The 23,549-nt window shown below is 69.3% G+C and carries 26 protein-coding genes; 16 read left to right on the top strand and 10 right to left on the bottom strand.

Translation table 11 applies throughout. From position 1 onward, the window contains the following. Window position 1: 1 nt before the first annotated feature. Both JI746_RS04445 and JI746_RS04440 read right to left on the bottom strand, forming a co-directional pair. A complete protein-coding gene (locus JI746_RS04445) occupies window positions 2–472 on the bottom strand; it encodes a tripartite tricarboxylate transporter TctB family protein (protein ID WP_201687584.1) in 471 nt (156 codons plus the stop codon). Then, window positions 469–1,431, bottom strand: coding sequence for a tripartite tricarboxylate transporter substrate binding protein (locus tag JI746_RS04440; RefSeq protein WP_236599557.1), 963 nt, complete (start codon window positions 1,429–1,431; stop codon window positions 469–471). Before JI746_RS04440 ends, JI746_RS04445 begins: the two co-directional genes overlap by 4 nt. Window positions 1,432–1,592: 161 nt before the next feature. Here JI746_RS04440 and ybiB point away from each other — a divergent pair, with 161 nt between their 5' ends. The 7 genes from ybiB (at window position 1,593) to flhD (ending at window position 6,947) form a co-directional block, all read left to right on the top strand. Beyond that, entirely contained in the window at window positions 1,593–2,498 is a 906-nt protein-coding gene (gene ybiB / locus JI746_RS04435) for a DNA-binding protein YbiB (RefSeq protein WP_201687583.1), read from the top strand. Then, the gene (gene cobA / locus JI746_RS04430) at window positions 2,495–3,262 is read left to right on the top strand and encodes a uroporphyrinogen-III C-methyltransferase (RefSeq protein ID WP_201687582.1); all 768 of its coding nucleotides are present in this window, start codon (window positions 2,495–2,497) and stop codon (window positions 3,260–3,262) included. Before ybiB ends, cobA begins: the two co-directional genes overlap by 4 nt. A gap of 170 nt (window positions 3,263–3,432) precedes the next feature. Continuing rightward, window positions 3,433–3,897 (top strand): cache domain-containing protein, encoded by a 465-nt coding sequence (locus JI746_RS04425; RefSeq protein ID WP_408004076.1) that lies wholly within the window; start codon window positions 3,433–3,435, stop codon window positions 3,895–3,897. Window positions 3,898–3,942: 45 nt separating this feature from the next. Further along, on the top strand, window positions 3,943–5,571 hold the full coding sequence (locus tag JI746_RS04420; RefSeq protein ID WP_201687581.1) for a methyl-accepting chemotaxis protein: 1,629 nt from the start codon (window positions 3,943–3,945) through the stop codon (window positions 5,569–5,571). Between the two features lie 2 nt (window positions 5,572–5,573). Then, window positions 5,574–5,876, top strand: a complete 303-nt coding sequence (locus tag JI746_RS04415; RefSeq protein ID WP_201687580.1) for a flagellar protein FliT — start codon at window positions 5,574–5,576, stop codon at window positions 5,874–5,876. An 85-nt stretch (window positions 5,877–5,961) separates the two neighbouring features. Then, window positions 5,962–6,489, top strand: a complete 528-nt coding sequence (flhC, locus tag JI746_RS04410) for a flagellar transcriptional regulator FlhC (RefSeq protein ID WP_201687579.1) — start codon at window positions 5,962–5,964, stop codon at window positions 6,487–6,489. 143 nt (window positions 6,490–6,632) lie between these two features. After that, a complete protein-coding gene (gene flhD / locus JI746_RS04405) occupies window positions 6,633–6,947 on the top strand; it encodes a flagellar transcriptional regulator FlhD (protein WP_201687578.1) in 315 nt (104 codons plus the stop codon). 38 nt (window positions 6,948–6,985) lie between these two features. Here flhD and JI746_RS04400 read toward each other — a convergent pair whose 3' ends face one another. After that, on the bottom strand, window positions 6,986–7,378 hold the full coding sequence (locus JI746_RS04400) for a hypothetical protein (protein WP_201687577.1): 393 nt from the start codon (window positions 7,376–7,378) through the stop codon (window positions 6,986–6,988). A gap of 133 nt (window positions 7,379–7,511) precedes the next feature. Here JI746_RS04400 and JI746_RS04395 point away from each other — a divergent pair, with 133 nt between their 5' ends. The 3 genes from JI746_RS04395 to JI746_RS04385 all read left to right on the top strand — a co-directional run bounded on the left by JI746_RS04395 (window position 7,512) and on the right by JI746_RS04385 (window position 9,640). Continuing rightward, window positions 7,512–8,753 (top strand): BaiN/RdsA family NAD(P)/FAD-dependent oxidoreductase, encoded by a 1,242-nt coding sequence (locus JI746_RS04395; protein WP_201687576.1) that lies wholly within the window; start codon window positions 7,512–7,514, stop codon window positions 8,751–8,753. A 143-nt stretch (window positions 8,754–8,896) separates the two neighbouring features. Then, a complete protein-coding gene (rpsU, locus tag JI746_RS04390) occupies window positions 8,897–9,109 on the top strand; it encodes a 30S ribosomal protein S21 (protein ID WP_104301834.1) in 213 nt (70 codons plus the stop codon). A gap of 81 nt (window positions 9,110–9,190) precedes the next feature. Beyond that, on the top strand, window positions 9,191–9,640 hold the full coding sequence (locus JI746_RS04385) for a GatB/YqeY domain-containing protein (protein WP_201687575.1): 450 nt from the start codon (window positions 9,191–9,193) through the stop codon (window positions 9,638–9,640). A gap of 169 nt (window positions 9,641–9,809) precedes the next feature. On the opposite strand, the gene pmbA is transcribed toward JI746_RS04385, so the two are convergent. Beyond that, a complete protein-coding gene (gene pmbA, locus JI746_RS04380) occupies window positions 9,810–11,186 on the bottom strand; it encodes a metalloprotease PmbA (protein ID WP_201687574.1) in 1,377 nt (458 codons plus the stop codon). 61 nt (window positions 11,187–11,247) lie between these two features. Here pmbA and yjgA point away from each other — a divergent pair, with 61 nt between their 5' ends. The 5 genes from yjgA to JI746_RS04355 all read left to right on the top strand — a co-directional run bounded on the left by yjgA (window position 11,248) and on the right by JI746_RS04355 (window position 16,179). Then, window positions 11,248–11,868, top strand: a complete 621-nt coding sequence (yjgA, locus tag JI746_RS04375; RefSeq protein WP_201687573.1) for a ribosome biogenesis factor YjgA — start codon at window positions 11,248–11,250, stop codon at window positions 11,866–11,868. Next, window positions 11,861–12,445, top strand: a complete 585-nt coding sequence (mog, locus tag JI746_RS04370) for a molybdopterin adenylyltransferase (RefSeq protein ID WP_201687572.1) — start codon at window positions 11,861–11,863, stop codon at window positions 12,443–12,445. Before yjgA ends, mog begins: the two co-directional genes overlap by 8 nt. A gap of 86 nt (window positions 12,446–12,531) precedes the next feature. Next, a complete protein-coding gene (locus JI746_RS04365; protein WP_201687571.1) occupies window positions 12,532–13,701 on the top strand; it encodes a patatin-like phospholipase family protein in 1,170 nt (389 codons plus the stop codon). Next, a complete protein-coding gene (locus JI746_RS04360) occupies window positions 13,676–14,098 on the top strand; it encodes a hypothetical protein (RefSeq protein WP_201687570.1) in 423 nt (140 codons plus the stop codon). Before JI746_RS04365 ends, JI746_RS04360 begins: the two co-directional genes overlap by 26 nt. A gap of 32 nt (window positions 14,099–14,130) precedes the next feature. After that, the gene (locus tag JI746_RS04355) at window positions 14,131–16,179 is read left to right on the top strand and encodes a tetratricopeptide repeat-containing protein (RefSeq protein WP_201687569.1); all 2,049 of its coding nucleotides are present in this window, start codon (window positions 14,131–14,133) and stop codon (window positions 16,177–16,179) included. A 22-nt stretch (window positions 16,180–16,201) separates the two neighbouring features. Here JI746_RS04355 and cysE read toward each other — a convergent pair whose 3' ends face one another. The 6 genes from cysE to JI746_RS04325 form a co-directional block, all read right to left on the bottom strand. Continuing rightward, a complete protein-coding gene (cysE, locus tag JI746_RS04350; RefSeq protein WP_201687568.1) occupies window positions 16,202–16,975 on the bottom strand; it encodes a serine O-acetyltransferase in 774 nt (257 codons plus the stop codon). Between the two features lie 26 nt (window positions 16,976–17,001). After that, window positions 17,002–17,724 (bottom strand): RNA methyltransferase, encoded by a 723-nt coding sequence (locus tag JI746_RS04345; protein WP_201687567.1) that lies wholly within the window; start codon window positions 17,722–17,724, stop codon window positions 17,002–17,004. 178 nt (window positions 17,725–17,902) lie between these two features. After that, window positions 17,903–19,531, bottom strand: coding sequence for an NAD(P)-binding protein (locus tag JI746_RS04340; RefSeq protein WP_201687566.1), 1,629 nt, complete (start codon window positions 19,529–19,531; stop codon window positions 17,903–17,905). 2 nt (window positions 19,532–19,533) lie between these two features. Next, a complete protein-coding gene (locus JI746_RS04335; RefSeq protein WP_201687565.1) occupies window positions 19,534–20,535 on the bottom strand; it encodes a thiamine pyrophosphate-dependent enzyme in 1,002 nt (333 codons plus the stop codon). A gap of 2 nt (window positions 20,536–20,537) precedes the next feature. Further along, window positions 20,538–21,791, bottom strand: a complete 1,254-nt coding sequence (locus tag JI746_RS04330; protein ID WP_201687564.1) for a transketolase C-terminal domain-containing protein — start codon at window positions 21,789–21,791, stop codon at window positions 20,538–20,540. Then, window positions 21,785–22,366, bottom strand: coding sequence for a 2-oxoacid:acceptor oxidoreductase family protein (locus tag JI746_RS04325; RefSeq protein ID WP_201687563.1), 582 nt, complete (start codon window positions 22,364–22,366; stop codon window positions 21,785–21,787). Before JI746_RS04325 ends, JI746_RS04330 begins: the two co-directional genes overlap by 7 nt. A 268-nt stretch (window positions 22,367–22,634) precedes the next feature. Here JI746_RS04325 and JI746_RS04320 point away from each other — a divergent pair, with 268 nt between their 5' ends. Further along, window positions 22,635–23,546, top strand: a complete 912-nt coding sequence (locus tag JI746_RS04320; RefSeq protein WP_201687562.1) for an inositol monophosphatase family protein — start codon at window positions 22,635–22,637, stop codon at window positions 23,544–23,546. The last annotated feature ends 3 nt before the right edge of the window (window positions 23,547–23,549 follow it).

Below are 23,549 nucleotides of genomic sequence, written 5' to 3'. Positions count from 1 at the left end.
GTCAGGGGCCTCCGAGCAGCAGGCTGCCCGGCATCGGGATGCCGAAGGCGTGCACGAACAGCAGCCAGAACACGAAGGCCGCGATCACCGGCACGAGCACCAGTTCGCGGGCGCTGCGCACGCCGGCGTAGGCGGCTCCTGCTGCCAGCAGCAGGCCCGTCGCCGCTGCATACCCGAGCCACGGCGCCAGCAGCACGTAGCCGAACAGGATCGCGAGCAGTCCGAGGGCGCGCAGGTGCGGGCGCCAGCCAGCGCCGGCCGCCTCGCCCTGCGGCGCCGCGCGCACCACGCTGCGCACGCAAAGCAGCAAGCCGACCGCCGCCAGCGCCCAGCCGACGGCGCGCGGCAGGCCCGCCGCCCCGACCGTGTCGGACAGCAGGCTCTCCCCGATGCCATCCGCCAGCCGCAGGTAGCCGGCGGCCAGCACCACGGCGCCGAGGCCCAGCGCGAGCTCGCCGCGCTGCAGCTTCATTTCGTGATCCCGAGTTCGCGGAAGGTCTGGCCGATCTCGGCGGCCGCTTCGTTCGTGAAGCGCAGCGCTTCCTCGTGCCCCAGCAGCAAGGGCACCAGGTTGCTCTCGGTATAGCTCTTGCGATAGTCGGGGGTCGCGAGCACCTTGCGCAGCCCCGCTTCGAGCGCCTGCACGGCCTGCGGCGCCACGCCCTTGGGCGCCGCCAGACCGCGGAACTTGCGCACCACCACGTCCACCCCCTGCTCGCGCGCGGTGGGCACCTGCGGCAGCAGCGGCATGCGCTTGTCGGAGAGCACGCCCAGGATGCGCAGCTTGCCGGCCTGCAACTGGCCCTTGAGTTCCTCGACTTCGCCCACGCCGATGTCGAGCGTGCCGTTCAGCACGTTGATCATCAGGTCGCCGCCACCCTCGTGCGGCACCACCGGCACCTTGACGTTCATCTTGCGCGCCATGCGTTCCAGCGCGATGCGCTCCAGCGAGGTCGGATTGGCCGCGCCCCAGCGCGCCTTGCCGGGGTTGCGCCGCGCGTGCTCGATCACCTCGGCCAGCGACTGGAATGGCGCCTGCGCGCGCGTGAAGACCACTTCGGGATCCTCGAACACGATGGCCACCGGCTCCAGCGCGGTGTAGCCCACGTCGGGTTTCGACAGCAGCGTGGTCTGGATGTAGGTCGGCGTGGTGACGTAGAACACGCTGCCATCGGGCTTGCCGCGCGCCACCATCGCCATGGCCTTGGCGCCGCTGCCGCCCGTCACGTTCTCGACGGCGAAGTTCACGCCCAGCACCGGACCGAGGTGACGCGCCAGTTCGCGCACGAACACGTCGCTGCCGCCCCCGGGGCTGGAATGCGTGACGAGCGTGACGCGCTTTTGCGGATAGGCCGCCTGCGCCGCCGCCACCGGCGCCAGGCACGCGGCCAGCAGCGCCAGTGCGGCGGCTCGAAGCAGGTGCAGCATCATCCGGAGGCTCCCTTTGCCGCGGCAGTGTGCCAGCCGGGGTAGCGCCGGGCATCAGGGTTGACCCCCCGGCACCACGGCATGGATCCCCGCCTGCGCGGGGACGACTTTCGCTGAAAGTCGGCATATAGCTGCCGGTCATCAGCGCTCTGTGACAATTGCGCGTGGGCATCTCGCAGTACCTCAAGGAAATCGGCCGCGGCAAGCAGGGCGCGCGTCCGCTCGGGCGCGAGCAGGCGGCCGACCTGTTCGGCCAGATCCTCGACGGCGCCGTGACCGACCTCGAGATCGGCGCCTTCTGCATCGCGATGCGCGTCAAGGGCGAGACGCCGCAGGAGATGTGCGGCTTCCTCGATGCCATCCACGCGCGGCTGCAGCGCGCCCGGTCGGCCGGCGGCAAGCCGGTGGTGGTCCTGCCCAGCTACAACGGGGCGCGCCGCCTGCCGGTGCTGACGCCGCTGCTGGCGGGCCTGGTCGCGCAGCGCGGGTTGCCGGTCCTGATCCACGGGGCGGCCACGGAATCGAGCCGCGTCTTCGTGCGCGAGGTGCTGCACGCGATGGACCTGCAGGCCAGCGACGCCGCGCCGGTGATCGGCGACGGGCAGGTCGCCTTCGTGCCGACCGAGGTGCTGCACCCGGGCCTCAAGCGGCTGCTCGATGCGCGCCGGGCGATCGGCCTGCGCAACAGCGCCCACAGCCTGGTGAAGCTGATGAACCCGTGCGTGGGGCCGGCTGTGATCGTCAGCAGCTACACCCATCCCGAATACGCGGTGTCCATGGCTGCGGTCTTCGAGCTCACCCACGCAACCGCGCTGCTGCTGCGCGGCACCGAAGGCGAAGTCGTCGCCGATGCGCGCCGGCTGCCGCAGATGGACGGCTTCCTCCAGGGACAGCGGGTGACGCTGCAGGAAGGCCGCAAGGGCACGCTGACCGAGCTGCCCGAACTGCCGAAGGAAGTGGACCCGGAAACGACCGCCGCCTACATCCGCACCGTGCTGGCGGGGCGCAAGCCGGTGCCCGATTCGATGGCACTCCAGGTGGAACACATCTTGCACCTCGCGTCCGCATGAACACTGGCAAAGTCACCCTGGTGGGCGCCGGCCCCGGCGACCCGGAACTGCTCACCCTGAAGGCGCTCAAGGCGATCCAGTCCGCCACCGTGCTGCTGGTGGACGACCTGGTCAATCCCGAGATCGTGGCGCATGCGGCGCCGGGCGCACGCATCATCCACGTGGGCAAGCGCGGCGGCTGCAAGAGCACGCCGCAGGCCTTCATCGGCAAGCTGATGGTGATGGCCGCGCGCGAGGGCGAGACCGTGGTGCGCCTCAAGGGCGGCGACCCCTTCATCTTCGGCCGCGGCGGCGAGGAGGTCGAGCACCTGCGCGCCGCCGGCATCCGGGTGGAGGTGGTCAACGGCATCACCTCCGGGCTGGCCGCGGTTACCTCGCTGGGCGTGCCGCTCACGCACCGCGATCATGCACAGGGCGTGATCTTCCTGACCGGCCATGCCCAGAGAGGTGCACGCCTGCCCGACTGGACAGGGCTGGCCGCCACCGCCCGCGAAGCGCACCTGACGCTCGTGATCTACATGGGCGTGAGCAGCGCCCAGCGCATCCAGGAGGAGCTGCTCGCGGGCCTGCCGGCCGACACGCCGGTGGCCATCGTGCAGCGCGCGTCGCTGCCCGACCAGCGCCATGCGGTGACGACGCTGCGCGAACTCGGCGCCACGATCGCGCGCGAAGGACTCGCCAGTCCCTCGGTGATCGTCGTCGGTGATGTGCTCCGCGGCGTCGCCGTCGCCAGCCAGGCGGTGCCGGACGCCAAGTCCGCCTGAGTCCTGCAGCGCCGGCGCGACAGGCGCGCTAGGTCTTTTCCTTATGAACCGCAGGGTGATACGGCCCGATTGCGGGATGTACCCGTGGAACGGCCCTTTGTTCCCGGCTTTGCCGCCGCACCAGCTCGGCCAGAATCACGGCACCGATTCATTCAGAGAGGGACGGAGCAATGCAGGCAGTGAAGTTTTCGATGGTGGTGCTGGCGGCGGCGCTGGGCATGGGCGCGGCGTGGGCCACCGAGGATGCGGCCAACGCCAAGGAAGCCGAGGCGATGGTGAAGAAGGGCGTCGCCTACATCAAGGCCAACGGCAAGGACAAGGGCTTTGCCGAGATCACGCGCCGCGACAGCAAGGAGTTCCACGACCGCGACCTGTACCTGGCCGCGCACAAGCTCGATGGCACCTGCGTGGCGCACGGCACCAACGAGAAGATGGTGGGCAAGAACTTCATCGACATGAAGGACATCGACGGCAAGGAATACATCAAGGAGCGCGTCGAGCTGGGCAAGACCAAGGCCACCTTCTACACCGACTACAAGTTCGTCAATCCCGTGAGCAAGAAGATCGAGCCGAAGACCGCCTACTGCGAGCGGCTGGACGACTACGTCGTCTGCGGCGGCATCTACAAGAAGTAAGGAGGGCCGCGCGCCCGTGGCGCGGCACAGGGAGGAGGGAGCGACATGAAGCTGTGGCAAAAAGTCTCCGTGGCGCCCTTCGTGGCCATGGTGTTCCTGGTGACGGTGGCCGTGGTCTCCTGGGGGGTGCTCGGCATGCAGTCGCGCACCCTCGAGCAGTTGTACAAGGAGCGCTTCAGCGCCTACAAGAGCGCGGCGCAGGCGGCGCAGGCGATCAGCGAGGTGCACTCCAACGTGTACCGGCTGTTCACCTGGATCCAGAACCTCAAGCCGGAACAGGTGGAACGCACCACCGCGGAACAGAAGAAGAAGGTCGATGCCATCGCCGCGACGCTCGAGGCGCTGGGCGCGCAGCAGGTCGAGGACGAGGACCGCAAGCTGGTGCGCGACGTCGCGGACCGGCTGGCGAAGTACCGCGACAGCATGCTCAAGGCCATCGACCTGAGCACCGTGGACGTGAGCATAGGCGCGATGCAGATGCAGAACGCCGACACCAGCTTCCAGGCAATGGTGCGCGGCTTCAGCGAGCTGGTGGCACGCCAGGAAACGCATGCCCAGGCCGCCTACGAGCGCGCCGAGGCGGCGTTCCGCCGGGCGGTGCTGGCCCTGGTGCTCCTGAGCGTGCTGGCGCTGCTCGTCTCCGCGCTGGTGGCCATCGTCATGAGCCGCACCATCGTGCGTCCGCTGAAGAGGGCGATCGACCACGCCGGCCGGATCGCCGGCGGCGACCTGCGCTCGGAGATCCGCACCAGCGCATCCGACGAAACCGGCGACCTGCTGCGTGCACTCGCCGGCATGAACCGCGGACTCGTCGACATCGTCGACCAGGTCCGCGCCGGCACCGAGACGATTTCGGCGGCCTCGACGCAGATCTCCTCGGGCAGCCAGGACCTGTCGCAGCGCACCGAGGAACAGGCCAGCGCGCTGGAGGAAACGGCCGCCTCGATGGAGGAGCTGACCAGCACGGTCAAGCAGAACGCCGACAGCGCGCGCGAGGCGCACCAGCTGGCGGAGCAGGCTTCCACGACCGCGGTGCAGGGCGGCAAGGTGATGGGCAACGTGGTCGACACGATGGGCCGCATCGAAGGCTCGGCGCGCCGCATCACCGACATCATCAGCGTCATCGACGGCATCGCCTTCCAGACCAACATCCTGGCGCTCAACGCCGCGGTGGAGGCGGCGCGGGCCGGCGACCAGGGCCGCGGCTTCGCGGTGGTGGCGGCGGAGGTGCGCAACCTGGCGCAGCGCTCGGCGGCCGCCGCCAAGGAGATCAAGGGCCTGATCGAGGAATCGACCGGCAACGTGGCCGCGGGCAGCACGCTCGTGGCGCAGGCGGGCCGCACGATGCAGGACGTGGTGGCCAGCATCCAGCGGGTGAGCGCGATCGTCGGCGAGATCTCCAGCGCGACTTCGGAGCAGACGCGCGGCATCGAGCAGGTGAACCAGGCCGTGACCGACATGGAGCGCGTGACGCAGCAGAACGCCAGCCTGGTGGAGGAAGCCTCGGCCGCGGCGCAGGCCATGCGGCAGCAGGCGGGCGAGCTGCTCAAGGCCGTCAGCGTGTTCCGCCTGGCCGACCACGAGGAAGCCGCGGCAGGCGCGCCGGCGCCGGCCCTGCTGCAGCCGCGCTCGCCGGTGCTCGGAACGCTCGCCCTCGGCGCGGCAACTGCGTGACCATGACCGGCAGCGAACTCCTCGGGTTCTACGGCCAGCTCGCCGCCACGATGGCCGCGATGGTGCAGGTGGCGCGCGAGCTGCGCTGGTCGCAGCTGCCGCCGCTGGATGCGCGCTGCACGGAACTGTTCGTGCAGCTGCGCGAAGCCGAGGTCCCGGCCGGGGGCTTCTCGGCGCCGGACCGGCAGCGGCTCGAAGCGCTCACGCACCGCATCGGCGAGGACCAGCAGGCGCTGCAGGCCCTGCTGCAGCCGCAGTTCCGCAAGCTCGTGCAGCGGGTCGCCGAAATCCGGGCGGCGCGCTGACCGGCAGCCGGGGCGCGCCGGGCGGCTCGGGCCGGCCGTCGCCTGCCGCGAGAATACGGGTCCTCCGCAGTCGGGGGGGAGACGGATGGCGCAAAAGAGTGTGTTGCAGGAAGCGCGCGAGGTGCAGCTCGCGGTGACGCTGATCGAGCTCGGTGCGCGCCTGCAGTTCCTGGAAGCGGAGGTCGGCCTGAGCCGCGACCGCCTGGTGCGCCTGTACAAGGAGATCCGGGGCGCCTCGCCGCCCAAGGGGCTGCTGCCCTTTTCCACCGACTGGTACATGACCTGGATGGCGAACATCCACGCCTCGATGTTCTACAACATCTACCTGCACATGCTGCCGCTGGCCCCGGGCCGGCTGGAGGGCCTGATCAACGCCTTCCGGATGTACCAGCAGCAGGTGCAGGCGCACGGCGACGAGCAGGTGCTCGATTTCACCCGGGCCTGCACGCTGGTGCGCTTCTTCGACAGCCGCATGCTGGAACTGGCCGCCTGCACCCGCTGCACCGGCCGCTTCGTGGCGCATGCCAACGAGGACCATCGCGCCTACGTCTGCGTGCTGTGCCGGCCGCCCGCGCGCGCCGGCAAGAAGCGGCCGCAGGCGGTGGCGTCCTGAAGCAGCCCGCGCAACCTGTCCACGGCGGCCGCCAGTCGTCCGCGACGCAACGCCTCCCGTCAGTAACAGACTCTGCATTCAAGTAACTGACTGTCACACTCTCCCGCATGAGAGCCGGCCCGCGGCTCCAGGAGACAAAACGCATGCACGCAGCGGATCCTGCCAAGGAAATCGCCGACCTGAACCTCACCTACATGCTGCTGGCGCAGAAGCTGCTGCGCCAGGACCGCGCGGCCGCCATGCTGCGGCTGGGGGTGAGCGCGGAGATGGCGGACCTGCTGACGAGGATGTCGCTGGGCGATGTCGTGAAGCTGGCGACGAGCAACTTCGTGCTGTGCGCCTTCCGCCTCGACGAGCTGCCGATCGCCCGCACCGTGATGCAGGATCCGCGCGAGCGCGCGCTGCAGCAGGCGCACCTCTCGATCGTGCTCGCCGGCCAGGCCGCCGCCGCGGCCTGAACCCGGGCGCCCCCTTGCAGGGCGCCCTCTTCCTGTTCTCAGGGTTCCTGGCGGATCACGTCGCGCACGGTGAAGCCCACCTGCCGCAGCACGCCGCTGCTGCCGGCCGCCGTGCCGTAACCCGTGAGCTGCGCCACCGGCGCCCAGCGCATCGTCTCGCCGTCGGCCAGCTGCTTTTCGATCGCCGCCCGCACTGTGTACATGAACTGGCCGCCCTTGCCCTGCGGCGCGCAGTGCAGTTCGGTCCGCACCGCCATGTCCTTCGGCAGGTCGAGGCCGGACGCGGCGCCCGCCTTGCGCACTTCCTGCGCCACCGCATCGGCGCTGATGCCGGGACAGTCGGATTCCGGCTGGACGGAATAGGTGCCGGCCTGGGCCGCACCGGCTGCGGCGCTCACGAGAGCCAGCAGGAACATCGAGGCTTTCTTCATACGCTTTCCTTCTCCATCGACCCAAGGGATGTAACGAATCGTAGCGGCCGCCTCGCGAAACCCAATGGCTCGAACAGCGGGCAAAAAGCGGCGCAGCTCGGGGCAAGCAGCGCGGCACTGATAATTCGCCGCCATGCCGGATGCCGCCTCCCCTGACTCGTTCGATGCCGTCGTGATCGGCGCCGGGGCCGCCGGCCTGTTCTGCGCCGGCGTGGCCGGCCAGCTCGGGGCCAGGGTGCTGCTGGTGGACCATGCGGAAAAGGTGGCGGAGAAGATCCGCATCTCCGGCGGCGGCCGCTGCAACTTCACCAACCGCGACCTCGACCCGCGGGCGCCGCACAAGCACTTCCTGGGCGCCAACCCGCAGTTCTGCCGCTCGGCGCTGGCCCGCTACACGCCGGCGGATTTCATCGCGCTGGCCACTCGCCACGGCATCCCCTTCCACGAGAAGCACAAGGGCCAGTTGTTCGGGGACCGCTCCTCGGACGATTTCATCCGCATGCTGCTGGCCGAATGCGGCGCGGGCGGCGTCACGCACTGGCAGCCCTGTGCGGTGCACGACATCGCCGCCACGGGCGACGGCTACGCCTTGCAGACCAGCCGCGGCCCGGTGCAGGCGGGCGCCGTGGTGATCGCCACCGGCGGGCTGTCGATCCCCAAGATCGGCGCCACCGACTTCGGCTACCGGGTGGCGCAGAAGTTCGGCCTGCGCCTGGCGCCGCCGCGGCCGGCGCTGGTGCCGCTGACCTTCGACGGCGAGGACTGGGCGCCCTTCGCGCAGCTCGCGGGCCTGGCGCTGCCGGTGCGCATCGAGGTCGGCGAGAAGAAGGAGCGCATGGCTTTCGACGAGGACCTGCTGTTCACGCACCGCGGCCTGAGCGGTCCGGCCGTGCTGCAGATTTCCAGCTACTGGCGCGAGGGCCAGCCGCTGCGCATCGACCTGGCGCCTGGCGTGGGCCTCGCCGATGCGCTGGCGCAGGCCAAGCTGCGCTCGCGCAAGCTGCTGGCCAACGAGCTGGCGCAGTGGGTGCCGGCCCGGCTGGCGGACGCCTGGGTGCAGCAGGATGCGGCCTGGCAGCGCCCCGTCAACGAAGCCGGCGACAAGGCGCTGCAGCACCTGGCCCAGCGCCTGGCGCGCTGGGAGCTGGTGCCCACCGGGACCGAGGGCTACCGCAAGGCCGAAGTCACCGCCGGCGGCGTAGACACGCGCGAGCTGTCCTCGCAGACGATGGAGTCGCGCCAGCCCGGCCTCTATTTCATCGGCGAGGTCGTGGACGTGACCGGCTGGCTCGGCGGCTACAACTTCCAGTGGGCCTGGGCCAGCGGCTACGCCTGCGCCCAGGCGCTGGCAGCGCGGCTGGACGCAGGCCGTTGAAGGCCACTTGATGTTGCGCCGCAACAGGCTATAATCTCGGGCTTTGCTGGCAAACCCCCACCGGCCTGATCGAAACCATGAGGTGGGGACCCCCCGGCGGATGTCCTCGATCTTCATCCGCCACACTGAATATTCGGGAAGTCATGACGACCATTCGAGTCAAGGAAAACGAGCCGTTCGATGTGGCGCTGCGCCGCTTCAAGCGCACCATCGAGAAGCTGGGCCTGCTCACCGAGCTGCGTGCTCGCGAGTTCTACGAGAAGCCCACGGCCGAGCGCAAGCGCAAGAAGGCTGCCGCCGTGAAGCGCCACTTCAAGCGCGTGCGCAGCATGCAGCTGCCGAAGAAGCTCTACTGAGCAGGGCCTGCGCCCCGTTCCAGAAAGCCCGTTGGGGACGCCCGGCGGGCTTTTTCATTTTCAAGCGAGGACAATGAGGACATGACGACGCTCAAGGAACGCATCACCGAGGACATGAAGGCCGCCATGCGCGCCAAGGACGCCGAGCGCCTCGGCGCCATCCGCATGCTCACGGCCGCGATCAAGCAGAAGGAAGTCGACGAGCGCGTGGAGCTCGACGACGTCGGCGTGGTCGGCATCGTCGACAAGCTGCTCAAGCAGCGCAAGGACAGCATCGAGGCCTTCGAGAAAGCCAGCCGCCAGGACCTGGCCGACAAGGAAAAGGCCGAGGTGGCGGTGCTGCAGGCGTACCTGCCGGCGCGCCTGTCGGCCGACGAGATCGCCGCCGAAGTGCGCGCCATCGTGGCCGAAACCGGCGCCACGGGCCCGGCCGACATGGGCAAGGTCATGGGCGCCGCCAAGTCCCGCCTGGCCGGCAAGGCCGACATGGGCCAGGTCAGCGCCGCGGTGAAGGCCGCGCTGGCTGGCTAAGGGAAAGCAGCCGAAGGCAGGACAACCGGGGGCAGGACAGCCGAACGCAGGACAGCCGAACGCAGAAGCCGCAAAAGTTACGCAAAATCCGCAGAAAAGACCTTGAAGGTTTCCCTTTTGCGGTTTCTGCGTAACTTTTGCGGCTTCTGCGTTCTGGTATCCGTTTTCCTCAGCGCCCGGCAACCTTCATGCGGTTCACGAGAATCGACCCCACCGTCTTCGCGCCATAGTTGTAGACGTCCGCCCCCACCGCTTCGATGCCCTGCAGCATCTCGCGCAGGTTGCCGGCGATGGTGATCTCCTGGACGGGGAAGGCGATCTCGCCGTTTTCGACCCAGAAGCCACTCGCGCCGCGCGAATAGTCTCCCGTCACGTAGTTCACGCCCTGCCCCATCAGCTCGATCACGAACAGGCCGGTGCCCAGTTTCCGGAGCATCTCCACCAGGTCGTCGGCGGGCTGCGTCAGGCGTGAAGTCATGGTCAGGTTGTGCGAGCCGCCGGCATTGCCGGTGGTCTTCATGCCCAGCTTGCGCGCCGAATAGCTGCTGAGGAAGTAGCCTTCCACGCGGCCGGCATCCACCACCTTGCGCGGCTTGGTGCGCACGCCCTCCTCGTCGAAGGGCGCGCTGCCCTTGCCGCGCCGCACGAACGGGTCTTCCACGATGTCGATGTGCTCCGGCAGCACCTGCTTGCCGAGCGAATCGAGCAGGAAGCTGCTCTTACGGTACAGCGAGCCGCCGCTCGTGGCCTGCACGTAGGTGCCCAGCAGCCCGGCGGCCAGCGGCGACTCGAACAGCACCGGGCACTGCGTCGTCGCGATCTTGCGCGACTCCAGCCGGGCCAGCGCCCGCTCGGCGGCGTAGCGGCCCACCGCTTCCGGCGAAGCGAGTTCCGCCGCCGAGCGCATGGAGCTGTACCAGGCGTCGCGCTGCATCTGGTCGCCACGGCCGGCGATCGGCGCCACCGAGAGCGAATGGCGCGAGCTCGCATAGCCACCGCGAAAGCCGTGCGAATGCGCGCTGAAGAAATGGCTCTGCTGCGCCGACACGCCGGCGCCTTCGCTGTTGGTGATGCGCGGGTCGGTGTCGAAGGCCGCGCGCTCGCAGCGCAGCGCCAGTTCCGCCGCCTGTTCGCTCGTGACGTCCCACGGATGGAAGAGGTCGAGGTCGGGCTGCTCCGGCAGCGGCGCGACCTCTTCCGGATCGGGCAGGCCGGCCACCGGGTCCTGCGCCGTGAAGCGAGCGATGTCGTACGCCGCCTGCACGGTGCGCTCGATGGCGCCGCGCGAGAAATCGGAGGTGCTCGCATTGCCGCGCTGGTTGCCGACGTACACCGTGATGCCGAGCGACTTGTCGCGATTGCGTTCGACGGTTTCGAGCTCGCCCTTGCGCACCGACACGCTCAGGCCGCAACCCTCGGACGCTTCCGCACCGGCGTCCGTCGCGCCGAGCCGCTGCGCATGCGCCAGGGCGAAGTCGACGAGCTCCTCGAAGTCGGCGCGGCTGTAGCTGAATCCGGATCCGTTCTGCGCGGGTGTGTTGTTCATGGCGGGCTATGATACTTGGCGCTTGTCGGGCACCGACTGCCGCGTTTCCTACTTCCGTCGCATGTCCCGCAAACCGAAAAAAGGCTATTACGTCAAAGGTCACTTCGTGGCCGAAGGCAGCGAACTCGACCTCGAACTGCGCTCCGAGCAGACCGGTGGCGAGCCGAGCAAGACCGAGCTGAAGAAGGAAAGCACCGAGCTGCAGAAGCTCGGCGAAGCGCTGCTCACGCTGCGCGCCGACCTGTACGAGCGGCTCGAACTGCCCGAAAGCCTGGCCACCGCGCTGGAAGACCTCAAGCGCATCAGCAACTTCGAAGGGCGGCGGCGCCAGCTTCAGTACGTCGGCAAGTTGATGCGAAACCTCGACCCCGAAGTGCTGCAGGCGGCACGCGACGCGCTGGAGGAACAGCGTGGCGGCTCCGCGCAGCAGACCCTGGCGCTGCACGCCGCGGAGAAGTGGCGCGACGACCTGATCGCCAGTGACGACGCGCTGCAGAACTGGCTGCAGGTGCACCCCGGCGCCGACGTGCAGCAGTTGCGTGCCCTGATCCGCCAGGCGCGCAAGGACGCAGCGCCGACGCAGGACGAAGTTTCGAAGGGCCAGGCGCCGCGCCGCGGCCGTGCCTATCGCGAGATCTTCCAGATGGTGCGCGAGCAACTCGAACAGGAAGACCATGGCTGACCACGACCCCGTCACGATCGGCATCGTTTCGATCAGCGACCGCGCCTCCAGCGGCGTCTACGAGGACAAGGGCCTGCCGGCCCTGAAGGACTGGCTCACGCGCGCGCTGCGCAACGCGATCACCTTCCAGGAGCGGCTGATCCCCGACGAGAAGGAGCGCATCAGCGCCACGCTGGTCGAACTGGTGGACGCGGGCTGCTCGCTGGTCCTCACCACCGGCGGGACGGGCCCGGCGCCGCGCGACGTGACGCCGGAAGCGACGCTGGCGGTGGCCGACAAGGAAATGCCCGGCTTCGGCGAGCAGATGCGCCAGATCGGGCTGCGCTTCGTGGCGACGGCCATCCTGTCGCGGCAGGTGGCGGTGATCCGCGGCCAGAGCCTGATCATCAACCTGCCGGGGCAGCCGAAGTCCATCCAGGAGACGCTGGAAGGCCTGAAGGAGGACGGCCGCCAGCTCGTGCCGGGCATCTTCGCCGCGGTGCCCTATTGCGTGGACCTGATCGGCGGCCCCTACCTCGAGACCGACGACGCCGTCTGCAAGGCCTTCCGCCCGAAGAGCGCCCTACGCCAGAAGTAGGAGCCGGCGCCCCCGGCGCTGGACACCCCCCGGCCTGGCTCGTACATTGACCCGCGGGCGCAGCAGCCCGCGAGGAGGAACAAGCCATGGCCTATGCGATTCGTACCCGCGACGAACACCTGCAAGCCGACGGGGCACCCAAGCGCATCCTCGCGCTCGACGGCGGCGGCCTGCGCGGCATCGTCAGCATCGCGTTCCTGGAGCGCATGGAAAGCATCCTGCGCGCGCGCCACGGCGGCTCGCCGGATTTCCGCCTCTGTCACTACTTCGACCTGATCGCCGGCACGTCCACGGGCGCCATCATCGCCGCCGCCCTCGCCAAGGGCATGGCCGTCGCCGAAATCCGCGAGCGCTACAACGTGCTCGGCCGCGAGGTGTTCGAGCGCAGCCTGCTGCGCCAGGGCCTGTTCCGCGCCAAGTACGATGCACAGCGCCTGAGCGTGGAGCTGAAGAAGGTCTACGGCGAACACACCCTGCTGGGCGGGCCCGAGCTGCAGACCGGGCTGATGGTGATGACCAAGCGCATCGACACCGGCAGCCCCTGGCCCATGAGCAACAACCCGCGCGGCCGCTACTTCAGCGGCGACGGCAAGCGGCGCGTCGGCAACTGCGATTTCCCGCTCTGGCAGGTGGTGCGCGCGTCCACCGCCGCCCCGGTGTACTTCGACCCGGAGCCGATCACCATCCTGCACGAACGAGGGGCCGCGCCGCTGGCCGGCAGCTTCGTGGACGGCGGCGTCTCCCCTTACAACAATCCCGCGCTGCAGGCGTTGATGTACGCGACGCTCGATGGCTACCGCATCGGCTGGCCGACCGGCCCCGAGAAGCTGCTGCTGGTCTCGGTGGGGACCGGCGCCAAGGATCCGGCGGTGGCGCACGCCAGCCTGGCCGCGCAAGGCGGCGTGCAGGCCCTGGTGTCGCTGATGGACGATTGCGCGGCCATGCAGCAGACCCTGCTGCAGTGGCTGTCGTCCAGCCCCACGGCGCGCACGGTCGACCGCGAGCTCGGCGACCTGCGGCACGACCTGCTCGGAGGCGCGCCGCTCATCTCCTACCTGCGCTACGACCTCGACCTGCGGCCCGCGCCCGTGCGGGAGCTCGACGACTCGCTCACCAACGACAAGGCCATCGCCGCCTTGAGCGAGATGGACGCACCCGAGAACATGCCGGTGCTGTACGCGCTGGCCGGCAAGGCCGCGGATCGCTGCGACCTCGAGGCGGACTTCCCGCATGGCTTCGACCTTGCAGGCCGGTGAAGCCGCGGCGCCGCCGCGCAAGCGCTATCGCCGTCGCCCCGACACCCCGGTGGTGGCGGTGCGGCTGGACCTGGAGACCGAGGGTTTCAGCTATCGCAAGTGGGGCGCGGTGCAGCACTGCAAGGCCGGCGACTGGATCGTGAACAACGACGGTGACACGTACACCGTCGACGCCGCGTCGTTCGCCGCCACCTACCGGCAGCTCGGGCCCGGCACCTACGTGAAGACCACGCCGGTGTGGGCGCACCAGGCGGACAGCGCAGGCGTGGTGGGCACCAAGGAGGGCGCGACCCACCACGCGCAAGGCGACTACATCGTATCGAACCACGAGGACGGCTCGGACGCCTACGCGATGGGCGCCGACAAGTTCGAGCGCCTGTACGAAGCCGACGAATAGGCCGCCGGCAGCGCCGGCAGGCAGGAGGAGCCATGCGCGCTTTCATCATCCGGGGGTTCGGCACCAAGAAGGATTCCGAGGACCACCGCTTCGACCTGGACGCGGTGGAACGCGACCTGATCCAGCCCGCGCTGGCGGCCTGCGAGCTGACCGGAGGAACGACCGCGGAGATCGACGAGCCGGGCAGCATCCACGCCGACATGTTCGCGCTGATCGTCGAGGCTCACGTCGTCGTCTGCGACATCACGGTGCACAACGCCAACGTCTTCTACGAGCTCGGGGTGCGCCATGCGCTGCGCAAGAAGCACACGGTGCTGATCAAGGCGCGCGGTTCGGCCGACGCGACGCCCTTCGACATCGGCGGCGATCGCTACCTCGCGTACGACCCTGCTGATCCCGGGGCGAGCGTCGCCGACCTGGTCAAGAGGATCAACGGCGGGCTCCATTCGGCGCGTGAAACGGACAGCCCGATCTTCCAGGTGCTCACGCACCTGGACGAAGCCGACCGCTCACAGGTTGCCGTCGTGCCGGCCGACTTCGCGGCCGAAGTCGCACGGGCGGAGTCGGCGCAGAGCAGGGGCTGGCTGCGCCTGCTGTCGCAGGAGGTCCGCGGGCTGCGCTTCGGCGCCGAGGGGCTGGGCGTGATCGGCGCCGCGCAGTCCAGGATCAACGACCTGGAAGGCGCCATGCAGACCTGGGAAGCGGTGCGTGAGCGCAAGCCCCAGGACCTCGATGCCAACCTCGAACTCGCCACCCTTTACGAGCGCTGGCACGGCAGGACCGCCGATCGCGTGTTCCTGGAACGCTCCAACGAGGCGATCCGCACGGTGCTCGCCGTCGATGCGCTGGACGCGAAGCACCGCTCCGAAGCGCTCGCGCTGCAGGCCCGCAACCTCAAGACCCTCTGGCGCACCGAGCTGGAGCCCATGGCCACCGTCGCCGAACGCCGCGCGGCGGCGCTGAACCGCTACCTGCTCCAGGCCTACGAGGTCTATCGCAGCGCCTTCCGTGCCAGCCTGAACAAGTTCTACGCCGGCATCACCACGCTGCAGATGGGCGCTTTGCTGCAGGACCTCTCCGGCCAGGCGCGCTGGCGCAACCTGTTCCGCACGACGATCGAAGCGGCACGCTTCCAGGAGGACCTCGTGCGCGAGCTCGCCGTCCTGCACCCGATCGTGCGCCTGGCCTGCGAGGCCGTCGAGGATCGGGGCGAAGCCGACCCGGAAGGCGTGTGGGCGCGCATCACCCTGGCGGACCTCGATTTCCTGGAAAGCCCGCCCGAGCCTTCGGCCGGGGACATCGCCAGCCTGTGCGCCGGCTACGCGGAGGCCTTGCGCGGTGCGCCGACTTTCGCGCGGGACTCCGCGCGCCGCCAGCTGCAGCTCTTCGCCGACCTGGACTTCCGTTCTCCCGCGGCGAAGGCGATCCTCGAAACCCTGGGCGCGCAGGCCGGCGGCGGCCCCGGTTCCTCCGCACCGCAGGCCGGCACGGCGCAGCGGACGCACCTCGTCGTCTTCTCCGGGCATACCGTGGACCTGCCGGGCACCGCGCCGCCGAGGTTCCCGGCCGCGGCCGAAGCTGCGGTGCGGGCGCTGCTGGAAAAGCGCCTGCGCGAACTGGCGGCGGACGGCAACGGCCTGACCGTGCTCGCCTCGGCCGCCCCGGGCGCGGACATCCTGGCCATCGAAGCGTGCCGCGCGCTCGGCGTCCCCTCCGTCCTCTGCCTGCCCATGCCGGCACCGGTCGTCGCCCGCGAGGTCTTCGGTCCCTACGCCAGCTGGTTGAACCGATTCCAGGACGTCGTCGAGGCGGCGCAGGACCGCAGGCTCGTGCTGCACGACCAGGCGCGGCTGCCGGACTGGCTGCAGGCGGCAGGAACAGACCCGTGGGCGCGCGGCAACCGGTGGATGGTGGAACTGGCACAGGCCTGGGGCGCCGACCGGCTCACGCTGCTGGCCTTCTGGGACGGCAATGAGTCCGACCTTTCCCATGGCGGCACCGCGGAGATGGTGCGCCTCGCGCGCGCCTCCGGGCGTTTCCGCATCGATGTGATCGACGCGCGCTCGGTGCCCGGGCCGTAGGGCGCCCGGGCGCGCACCAAGCCTACTTGCCCACCAGCTGCGTCAGCTTCTCCGCCTCGAAGCTTTCCTTGGTCTGCGCGTCGGCCGGCACGCACTCTTCGCCGCGGCGCTGGCTGGAGAGCTGCTCGATCGCCTGCCACAGCAGCGCGATCTGGTGCTCGTGCGAGGAAGCGTTGTCGATCAGGCCGCGCATCGCCTGCGACAGCGGGTCGTCCGAATTCGTCACGCCGTAGGCCGAGAAGCCCATCTTCGCCGCCGCCTCTTCGCGCCGCGACATGTCTTCGGCCTGGATGATGCGGGCCGGGATGCCCACGGCGGTGGCGCCCTCCGGCACCGGCTTGGTGACGACCGCGTTGGAGCCGATCGCGGCGTCGTCGCCGACCGTGAAGCCGCCCAGCACCTTGGCGCCCGCGCCCACGACCACGTTGCGGCCGAGCGTGGGGTGCCGCTTGGCGCCCTTGGTGAGCGAGGTGCCGCCCAGCGTCACGCCCTGGTAGATCGTGCAGCCGTCACCCACTTCGGCCGTCTCTCCGATCACGATGCCCATCCCGTGGTCGATGAAGACGTTCTGGCCGATGGTCGCGCCGGGGTGGATCTCGATGCCGGTGAGCCAGCGCGAGAACTGCGAGATCCAGCGGGCCAGCCAGCGCAGGTCGCGCAGCCACAGCCCGTGCGACAGGCGGTGCAGCAGGATCGCATGCAGGCCCGGATAACACGTGAGCACCTCCCACTTGCTGCGCGCGGCAGGGTCGCGGTCGAGGATGCACTGGATATCGGAACGCAGGCGGCTGAACATGGTCTTCGCGGACTTATAGCACCAGTCTAAGCTTTTGCCCTTTTCGCCATGTCCGACATGGACTTGGCAATGCCGCGCAGGATGTGGATCTCCTCCGGCGTCGGCTGCGCCCGGTTGAACAGCTGCTGCAGGCGCGGCATCAGCTTCCTGGGCGCGGCCGGATCGAGGAAGCCGACCTCCACCAGGGCCTGCTCCCAGTGGCGCAGCATGCCCGCCACGGCGGCCGCATCGGCCGCCGCCGGGGCGACCGGCGGCGGCACCTCGAAGCCGCCGAGCGCGAGCCGCCATTCGTACGCGACCACCTGGATGGCCGAAGCGAGGTTGAGCGAGCCGTAGGCAGGCGAGACCGGGATGCGCAGCGCCGCGTGGCAGCGGTAGACGTCCTCGTTGCGCATGCCGTAGCGCTCGGACCCGAACAGGAAGGCGACGCGCTCGGCGCGGTCGGCCACGGTGGCCAGGTGTTCGCGCGGCGTGGTGGTCGGCGGCCCGAAGTCGCGCGCCGTCATGACGGTGGCGCAGACGTGCGTCATGCCTTGCAGGGCGTCGTCGAGCGAGTCGACCGCGCGGGCCTTCTGCAGCACGTCGACCGCGCCGCTGGCCCGCTCGATCGTTTCCGCGCGCGTGAGCACGTCGTCCCAGCGCGGCTGCACCAGCACCAGGTCGTCGAAGCCCATCACCTTCAAGGCGCGGGCGGCAGCGCCGACGTTGCCGGCATGACTGGGCTGGATCAGGACGAAGCGGGTGGACATGCGCCCGATTGTCCGCTGTGCACTTGCGGGCCGAGCAAAAACCGGAATGCGAACGCAGAGGGCGCAGAGACTACGCAGAGGACGCAGAAGAATCCTTCAGGGTATTCTTCTGCGTCCTCTGCGAAACCTTTGCGCCCTCTGCGTTCGGCTGTTCGGTTGTAATCCCTGATCCGGGCCGCTACACCTCTTCCGGCCGCATCTCGATCGCGCCGCAGGGGCACTCGGAGACGCAGACGCCGCAGCCCTTGCAGTAGTCGTAGTTGAACTCGAAGCGCTTGCCCGGGCCCAGCTTGATCACGGCGTTGTCGGGGCACACGCCGTAGCAGTTGTCGCACTCGAAGCAGTTGCCGCACGACAGGCAGCGGCGCGCCTCGAACAGCGCGTTGGCTTCCGTCAGGCCGCCCTGCACCTCGTCGAAGCTGCTGGTGCGGCGCGCCGCATCCAGCTGCGGACGCAGGGTCTTGGAGGCGTCGCTGTAGTACCAGGGGTTCAGGTTCTCGAAGGTGGCCAGCGGCGGCTTCACCGTCGGCTCCAGCTTCGTGTCGCGCAGCCAGGCGTCGATGTGGCGCGCGGCCTTCTTGCCGTGGCCCACCGCCACCGTGACGTTGCGGTCCGCCGGGACCATGTCGCCGCCCGCGAACAGGCCCGGGTGGCCGGTCATCATGGTCTGCGGGTCCACCTGCACCACGCCGTCCTTGAGTTCCAGGCCCGCCACGCCATCCAGCAGCGACAGGTCCACGTCCTGGCCCAGCGCCAGGATCAGCGAGTCGGCCTGCAGCGTCTCGTATTCGCCGGTGGGCTGCGGCATGCCCTTCTCGTCCAGGCGCATCTTCTCGATCGTCAGCGCGCCGGCATCGGCCTGCTTGATCGTCGACAGCCACTTGACCATCACGCCCTCTTCCAGCGCCTCTTCCACCTCGAAGTCGTGCGCCGGCATCTTGTCGCGCGTGCGGCGGTAGACGATCACGGCCTCGGTGGCGCCCAGGCGCTTGGCCGTGCGGGCGACGTCGATGGCGGTGTTGCCGCCGCCGTAGACGGCGACGCGGCGACCGAGCAGCGGCTGGTCGCCCACGTCCATCGAACGCAGCACCTGCACCGCATCGAGGATCCGCGATGAATCTTTCGCCGGAATGAAGGTGCGCTTGGCAATATGAGCCCCGACGGCCAGGAAGGCGGCGTCGAAGCCACCGGCCTTCATCGTCTCGTCGATGCGGTCCACGCGCGTGTTCAGTTCCACCTTCACGCCCAGGTCGACGATGCGCTGCATCTCGGCTTCGAGCACGTCGCGCGGCAGGCGGTACTTCGGGATGCCGAAGCGCATCATGCCGCCCAGCACCGGGCCCGCTTCCTTGACGGTCACGCGGTGGCCCAGGCGGCGCAGGTGGTACGCGGCGGACATGCCCGAGGGGCCGGCGCCGACGATCAGGATGTGCTTGCCGCTCTCGACGGCCGGCGCCTCGAAGGTCCAGCCGCGCTTGATCGCCTCGTCGCCGAGGAAGCGCTCCACCGAGTTGATGCCCACCGAGTCATCGAGCTTGCCGCGGTTGCAGGCGCCTTCGCACGTGTGGTAGCACACGCGCCCCATGGTGGCGGGGAAGGGGTTGTCGCGCGTCAGGTGGCGCCAGGCCGTCTCGTACTCGCCGCTTTCCGCGTGGTACAGCCAGCCCTGGATGTCCTCGCCGGCCGGGCACTGCGCGTTGCAGGGCGGCAGGCGGTTGATGTAGACCGGGCGCGAGGTGCGCCAGGAGCCGGTGCGGTTGGCCAGCGAGGAGCCGGGGTCGAGGGTGATGGCGAAAGGTTTCTGCATGATCAGGCTTCCACGGCGTCCAGCAGGCCGAAGCGGCGGATGTTGCGGTCGGCGTCCGCCTGGATCTGGGCGATGGTCCCGGGGCGGCCGCCCTTTCCGAAGAGGTGCGCGAAGCGGCGCTGCGGCTTGAGGTATTCCTCCACCGGCATGCGCCGGCGGATCTTGGTGACGCCGGTGACTTCGCCGTGGACGGCCTCGAACACCGGGAAGATCCCCGTCTCGCGCGCCAGGCGCGCCAGCAGGATCGTGTCGCTGCTGGCGGCGCCCCAGCCCAGCGGGCAGGGCACCAGCACGTGCAGGTAGCGCGCGCCGTGCATCGTCATCGCCTTTTCGACCTTGGCTTCGAGGTCGCGCAGGTCGGCGACGGTGGCCGTCGCCACGTAGGGGATCTCGTGCGCCATCGCGATCAGCGGCAGGTTCTTGCCCTGGCCGAAGGCGGCACCGGGGTCCTCGCCCACGGCCATGGTCGTAGCGGTGCGGGCTGCGCCCGGCGTGGCGGAGGAGCGCTGCACGCCGGTGTTCATGTACGCGCCGTTGTCGTAGCAGATGTACAGGACGTCGTCGTTGCGCTCGAACATGCCGGAGAGGCAGCCGAAGCCGATGTCCGTCGTGCCGCCGTCACCGCCCTGGGCGATCACGCGCGTTTCCTTCTTGCCCTTGACCTTCAGCGCCGCGGCGATGCCCGTGCCGACCGCTGCGGTGTTGCCGAACAGCGAGTGGATCCACGGCAATTGCCACGAGGTTTCCGGATACGGCGTGGAGAACACCTCCAGGCAGCCCGTGGCATTCGCCGCGATGATCTGCTTGTTGGTGGCGCGCATGGCGGCGTCCACGGCGTAGCGGGCGCCCAGCGCCTCGCCGCAGCCCTGGCAGGCGCGGTGGCCCGAGTTGAGCGAGTTGCTGCGGTCGATGCTGGCCTGCACCGAGCGCTGCTCCGGCGCCAGCAGGCGGTTGCCCACCGTGAAGGTGCCGGTCTGGTAGAACTTGACGGGTTGTGTAGACATGATCAGGCCACCTTGGCGGCAACGGGGCCGACGTCGCGCAGCACGTTCTCGGCGATGGGGCCGCTGCGGCGCGTCTGGCGTTCGCGTTCGAGCTGGCGGTTGACGATCCGCCAGTCCAGGTCGAGGAAGGTCAGGGGTTGCAGGGTGCCGGCGATGGCTTCGGCGAAGGTGCGGGCCAGCGAGGCCTTGGTGATGGCGCGGCCGCCGAGGCCGGCGATGACGGTGTAGCCCTGCAGCTGGATGCCGGAGAGCGCCACGCGCACGTCGGTCGAGACGACGCCGCCGAGGCCGACGGAGAAGCTCTTTTCCAACACCACCACGCGCTTGGCTTCCTGCAGCGCGGCGCGCACGGCAGCCAGCGGGAAGGGACGGTAGGACTGGATGCCCAGCACGCCGATCCTGATGCCGGCGGCACGCATCTCGTCCACGGTGTCCTTGATCGTGCCGAGCACCGAGCCGAGCGCGACGACGATCGTCTCCGCATCCTCGCAGCGGTAGGGCCGCACCAGCCCGCCCGAGGCGCGGCCGAAGCGCTCCTCGAATTCCTGCGCGATGACGGGGATGCGCTCCAGCGCCATCGTCTGCTTGGCATGCGCCAGGTAGCGCACTTCCATGAAGGCTTCCGGGCCGACCATGGCGCCGATCGACACCGGCTCGTTGGGGTCCAGCACCTGGCGCGGCTCGTACGGCGGCAGGAAGGCGTCGACCTGGGCCTGCGTCGGGATGTCGACGCGCTCCACGGCGTGCGTGAGGATGAAGCCGTCCATGCAGACCATGACGGGCATCGACAGTTCCTCGCCGAGGCGGAAGGCCTGGATGTGCAGGTCGGCCGCTTCCTGGTTGGTCTCGGCGAACAACTGCAGCCAGCCGCAATCGCGCTGGCTCATGGAGTCGCTGTGGTCGTTCCAGATGTTGATCGGCGCGCCGATCGCGCGGTTGGCCACCGTCATCACGATCGGCAAGCCCAGGCCGGAAGCGTTGTAGACGGCTTCGGCCATGAACAGCAGGCCCTGGCTGGCCGTCGCCGTGTAGCTGCGCGCGCCGGCGGCGCTGGAGCCGATCGCCACGCTCATGGCGGCGAATTCGCTTTCGACGTTGATGAATTCGCAGGGCGCGAGCTCGCCGCTCTTCACGATTTCACCCAGGCCTTCGACGATGTGCGTCTGCGGCGAGATGGGATAGGCGCAGATCACCTCGGGGCGGCACAGCGCCACGGCCTCGGCGACGGCCCGCGAGCCTTCGATCTGTTTCAGCATGCCTGGGTCTCCTGCATTTCACGGGTCACGTACTCGAAGGCCTCGGCGGCGGCGGCCTCGTTGGCGGCCGCGACCTTGCCGCTGAAGGTGTGGCGGATCGCGTGCTGCACGGCCTCGAGCGTCACCAGCTTGGACAGCGCGGCCAGGCCTCCGAGCAGCACCGCATTCGGCAGCGGCCGGCCCAGGTGGCGCATCGCGATCTCGGTGGCCGGCACGGTGGCCAGGCGCTCGGCGCGGAACTTGCGTGCCACCTCGCCGACGCCCAGCTCCTCGAAGCCGCGCTTGCTGTTGATGAGGACGTAGCCGTCTTCCCTCAGGCCCTGGAACACGTCGACCTGGTGCAGCAGGGTCGGGTCCTGCACGATCAGCACGTCCGGCTGCAGCACCGGCTCGCGCAGGCGGATCTCCGCGTCATCGATGCGGCAGAAGGCGACGACCGGCGCACCGGTGCGTTCCGAGCCGAAGCTGGGGAAGGCCTGCGCGTGGCGGCCCTGTTCGAAGGCGGCGAGTGACAGCATTTCCGCGGCCGTCACAACGCCCTGGCCGCCGCGGCCGTGGAGCCGGATCTGCAACATGATGGAGCCCAAAGTTCGTCAGGTGGAAATTGTTCGCGGGATGCGAAATGCGGCCCTTGATATTCATCAAGGGCGAAGAGGCCCCCGAAAGCCGGCGTGCGCGAACCCTGAGCCGGCTCAAGTTTTCGGGGCCGTGGACTTGCGCAGTGGGGGCAAGTGCGGCACGTCGGCGCTCACTGACAGGCCGGGCCGTAAAATGCGGCTATCGTGGCACTCCGCATCGCCGGCGTGCGTCCTGCGCTTTCGCGCGACCGCTCTTGAACAACTCATGTCGTCCAACCAGCACCCCATGCTCAACGTGGCCGTCAAGGCCGCCCGCGCCGCCGGCGCGATCATCAACCGCGCCGCCCTCGACGTCGAAGCCGTGCGCATCTCGCAGAAGCAGACCAACGACTTCGTGACCGAGATCGACCACGCGGCCGAACGCGCCATCATCGACACGCTGCTGGGGGCCTACCCCGACCACGGCATCTGGGCCGAGGAGTCCGGGCGCGAGCATGGCAGGGCGGCATCCGACCACGTCTGGCTGATCGACCCGCTGGACGGCACCACCAACTTCATCCACGGCTTTCCCGTCTACTGCGTCAGCATCGCCCTGCTGGTGAAAGGGCGCGTCGAGCAGGCCGTGATCTACGACCCCACCCGCAACGACCTCTTCACTTCCACGCGCGGCCGCGGCGCCTACCTGAACGACCGCCGCATCCGCGTGAGCAAGCGCACGCAGATGAAGGAATCGCTGATCTCCACCGGCTTCCCGTTCCGGCCGGGCGACAACTTCAATGTCTACCTGCGCATGATGGCCGACATCATGAAGCGCACGGCCGGCCTGCGCCGCCCGGGCGCCGCGGCGCTCGACCTCGCTTACGTGGCCGCCGGTTTCACCGAAGGCTTCTTCGAGACCGGGCTGTCGCCCTGGGACGTGGCTGCCGGCTCGCTGCTGATCACCGAGGCGGGCGGCCTGGTGGGCAACTTCACCGGCGAGGCGGACTTCCTGGAGCAGCGCGAGATCGTCGCCGGCAACCCGAAGATCTACGGCCAGATGGTCAAGCTGCTGTCCAAGTACAGCAAGTTCGCGAGCGCCGGCGAGAAGGCCGACGTGCGCCAGAACACGCCGGAACTGGTGCAAGGGCCGATCGAGCCGGGCACCCAGGCCGACGATCCGCCACCGCAGGAGGCCTGAGCA

The organism is Ramlibacter alkalitolerans, from assembly GCF_016722765.1.
In the GTDB taxonomy this organism is placed as follows: Bacteria; Pseudomonadota; Gammaproteobacteria; order Burkholderiales; family Burkholderiaceae_C; genus Ramlibacter; species Ramlibacter alkalitolerans.
This window is presented reverse-complemented; position numbering and strand designations above follow the sequence as displayed.

Excerpts from the sequence above, each read along its gene's own strand:
- JI746_RS04445 (WP_201687584.1), bottom strand. The coding sequence starts at position 472 with ATGAAGCTGCAGCGCGGCGAGCTCGCGCTGGGCCTCGGCGCCGTGGTG.
- JI746_RS04440 (WP_236599557.1), bottom strand. The coding sequence starts at position 1,431 with ATGATGCTGCACCTGCTTCGAGCCGCCGCACTGGCGCTGCTGGCCGCG.
- cobA (WP_201687582.1), top strand. The coding sequence starts at position 2,495 with ATGAACACTGGCAAAGTCACCCTGGTGGGCGCCGGCCCCGGCGACCCG.
- JI746_RS04425 (WP_408004076.1), top strand. The coding sequence starts at position 3,433 with ATGCAGGCAGTGAAGTTTTCGATGGTGGTGCTGGCGGCGGCGCTGGGC.
- JI746_RS04420 (WP_201687581.1), top strand. The coding sequence starts at position 3,943 with ATGAAGCTGTGGCAAAAAGTCTCCGTGGCGCCCTTCGTGGCCATGGTG.
- JI746_RS04415 (WP_201687580.1), top strand. The coding sequence starts at position 5,574 with ATGACCGGCAGCGAACTCCTCGGGTTCTACGGCCAGCTCGCCGCCACG.
- flhC (WP_201687579.1), top strand. The coding sequence starts at position 5,962 with ATGGCGCAAAAGAGTGTGTTGCAGGAAGCGCGCGAGGTGCAGCTCGCG.
- flhD (WP_201687578.1), top strand. The coding sequence starts at position 6,633 with ATGCACGCAGCGGATCCTGCCAAGGAAATCGCCGACCTGAACCTCACC.
- JI746_RS04400 (WP_201687577.1), bottom strand. The coding sequence starts at position 7,378 with ATGAAGAAAGCCTCGATGTTCCTGCTGGCTCTCGTGAGCGCCGCAGCC.
- JI746_RS04395 (WP_201687576.1), top strand. The coding sequence starts at position 7,512 with ATGCCGGATGCCGCCTCCCCTGACTCGTTCGATGCCGTCGTGATCGGC.
- rpsU (WP_104301834.1), top strand. The coding sequence starts at position 8,897 with ATGACGACCATTCGAGTCAAGGAAAACGAGCCGTTCGATGTGGCGCTG.
- JI746_RS04385 (WP_201687575.1), top strand. The coding sequence starts at position 9,191 with ATGACGACGCTCAAGGAACGCATCACCGAGGACATGAAGGCCGCCATG.
- pmbA (WP_201687574.1), bottom strand. The coding sequence starts at position 11,186 with ATGAACAACACACCCGCGCAGAACGGATCCGGATTCAGCTACAGCCGC.
- yjgA (WP_201687573.1), top strand. The coding sequence starts at position 11,248 with ATGTCCCGCAAACCGAAAAAAGGCTATTACGTCAAAGGTCACTTCGTG.
- mog (WP_201687572.1), top strand. The coding sequence starts at position 11,861 with ATGGCTGACCACGACCCCGTCACGATCGGCATCGTTTCGATCAGCGAC.
- JI746_RS04365 (WP_201687571.1), top strand. The coding sequence starts at position 12,532 with ATGGCCTATGCGATTCGTACCCGCGACGAACACCTGCAAGCCGACGGG.
- JI746_RS04360 (WP_201687570.1), top strand. The coding sequence starts at position 13,676 with ATGGCTTCGACCTTGCAGGCCGGTGAAGCCGCGGCGCCGCCGCGCAAG.
- JI746_RS04355 (WP_201687569.1), top strand. The coding sequence starts at position 14,131 with ATGCGCGCTTTCATCATCCGGGGGTTCGGCACCAAGAAGGATTCCGAG.
- cysE (WP_201687568.1), bottom strand. The coding sequence starts at position 16,975 with ATGTTCAGCCGCCTGCGTTCCGATATCCAGTGCATCCTCGACCGCGAC.
- JI746_RS04345 (WP_201687567.1), bottom strand. The coding sequence starts at position 17,724 with ATGTCCACCCGCTTCGTCCTGATCCAGCCCAGTCATGCCGGCAACGTC.
- JI746_RS04340 (WP_201687566.1), bottom strand. The coding sequence starts at position 19,531 with ATGCAGAAACCTTTCGCCATCACCCTCGACCCCGGCTCCTCGCTGGCC.
- JI746_RS04335 (WP_201687565.1), bottom strand. The coding sequence starts at position 20,535 with ATGTCTACACAACCCGTCAAGTTCTACCAGACCGGCACCTTCACGGTG.
- JI746_RS04330 (WP_201687564.1), bottom strand. The coding sequence starts at position 21,791 with ATGCTGAAACAGATCGAAGGCTCGCGGGCCGTCGCCGAGGCCGTGGCG.
- JI746_RS04325 (WP_201687563.1), bottom strand. The coding sequence starts at position 22,366 with ATGTTGCAGATCCGGCTCCACGGCCGCGGCGGCCAGGGCGTTGTGACG.
- JI746_RS04320 (WP_201687562.1), top strand. The coding sequence starts at position 22,635 with ATGTCGTCCAACCAGCACCCCATGCTCAACGTGGCCGTCAAGGCCGCC.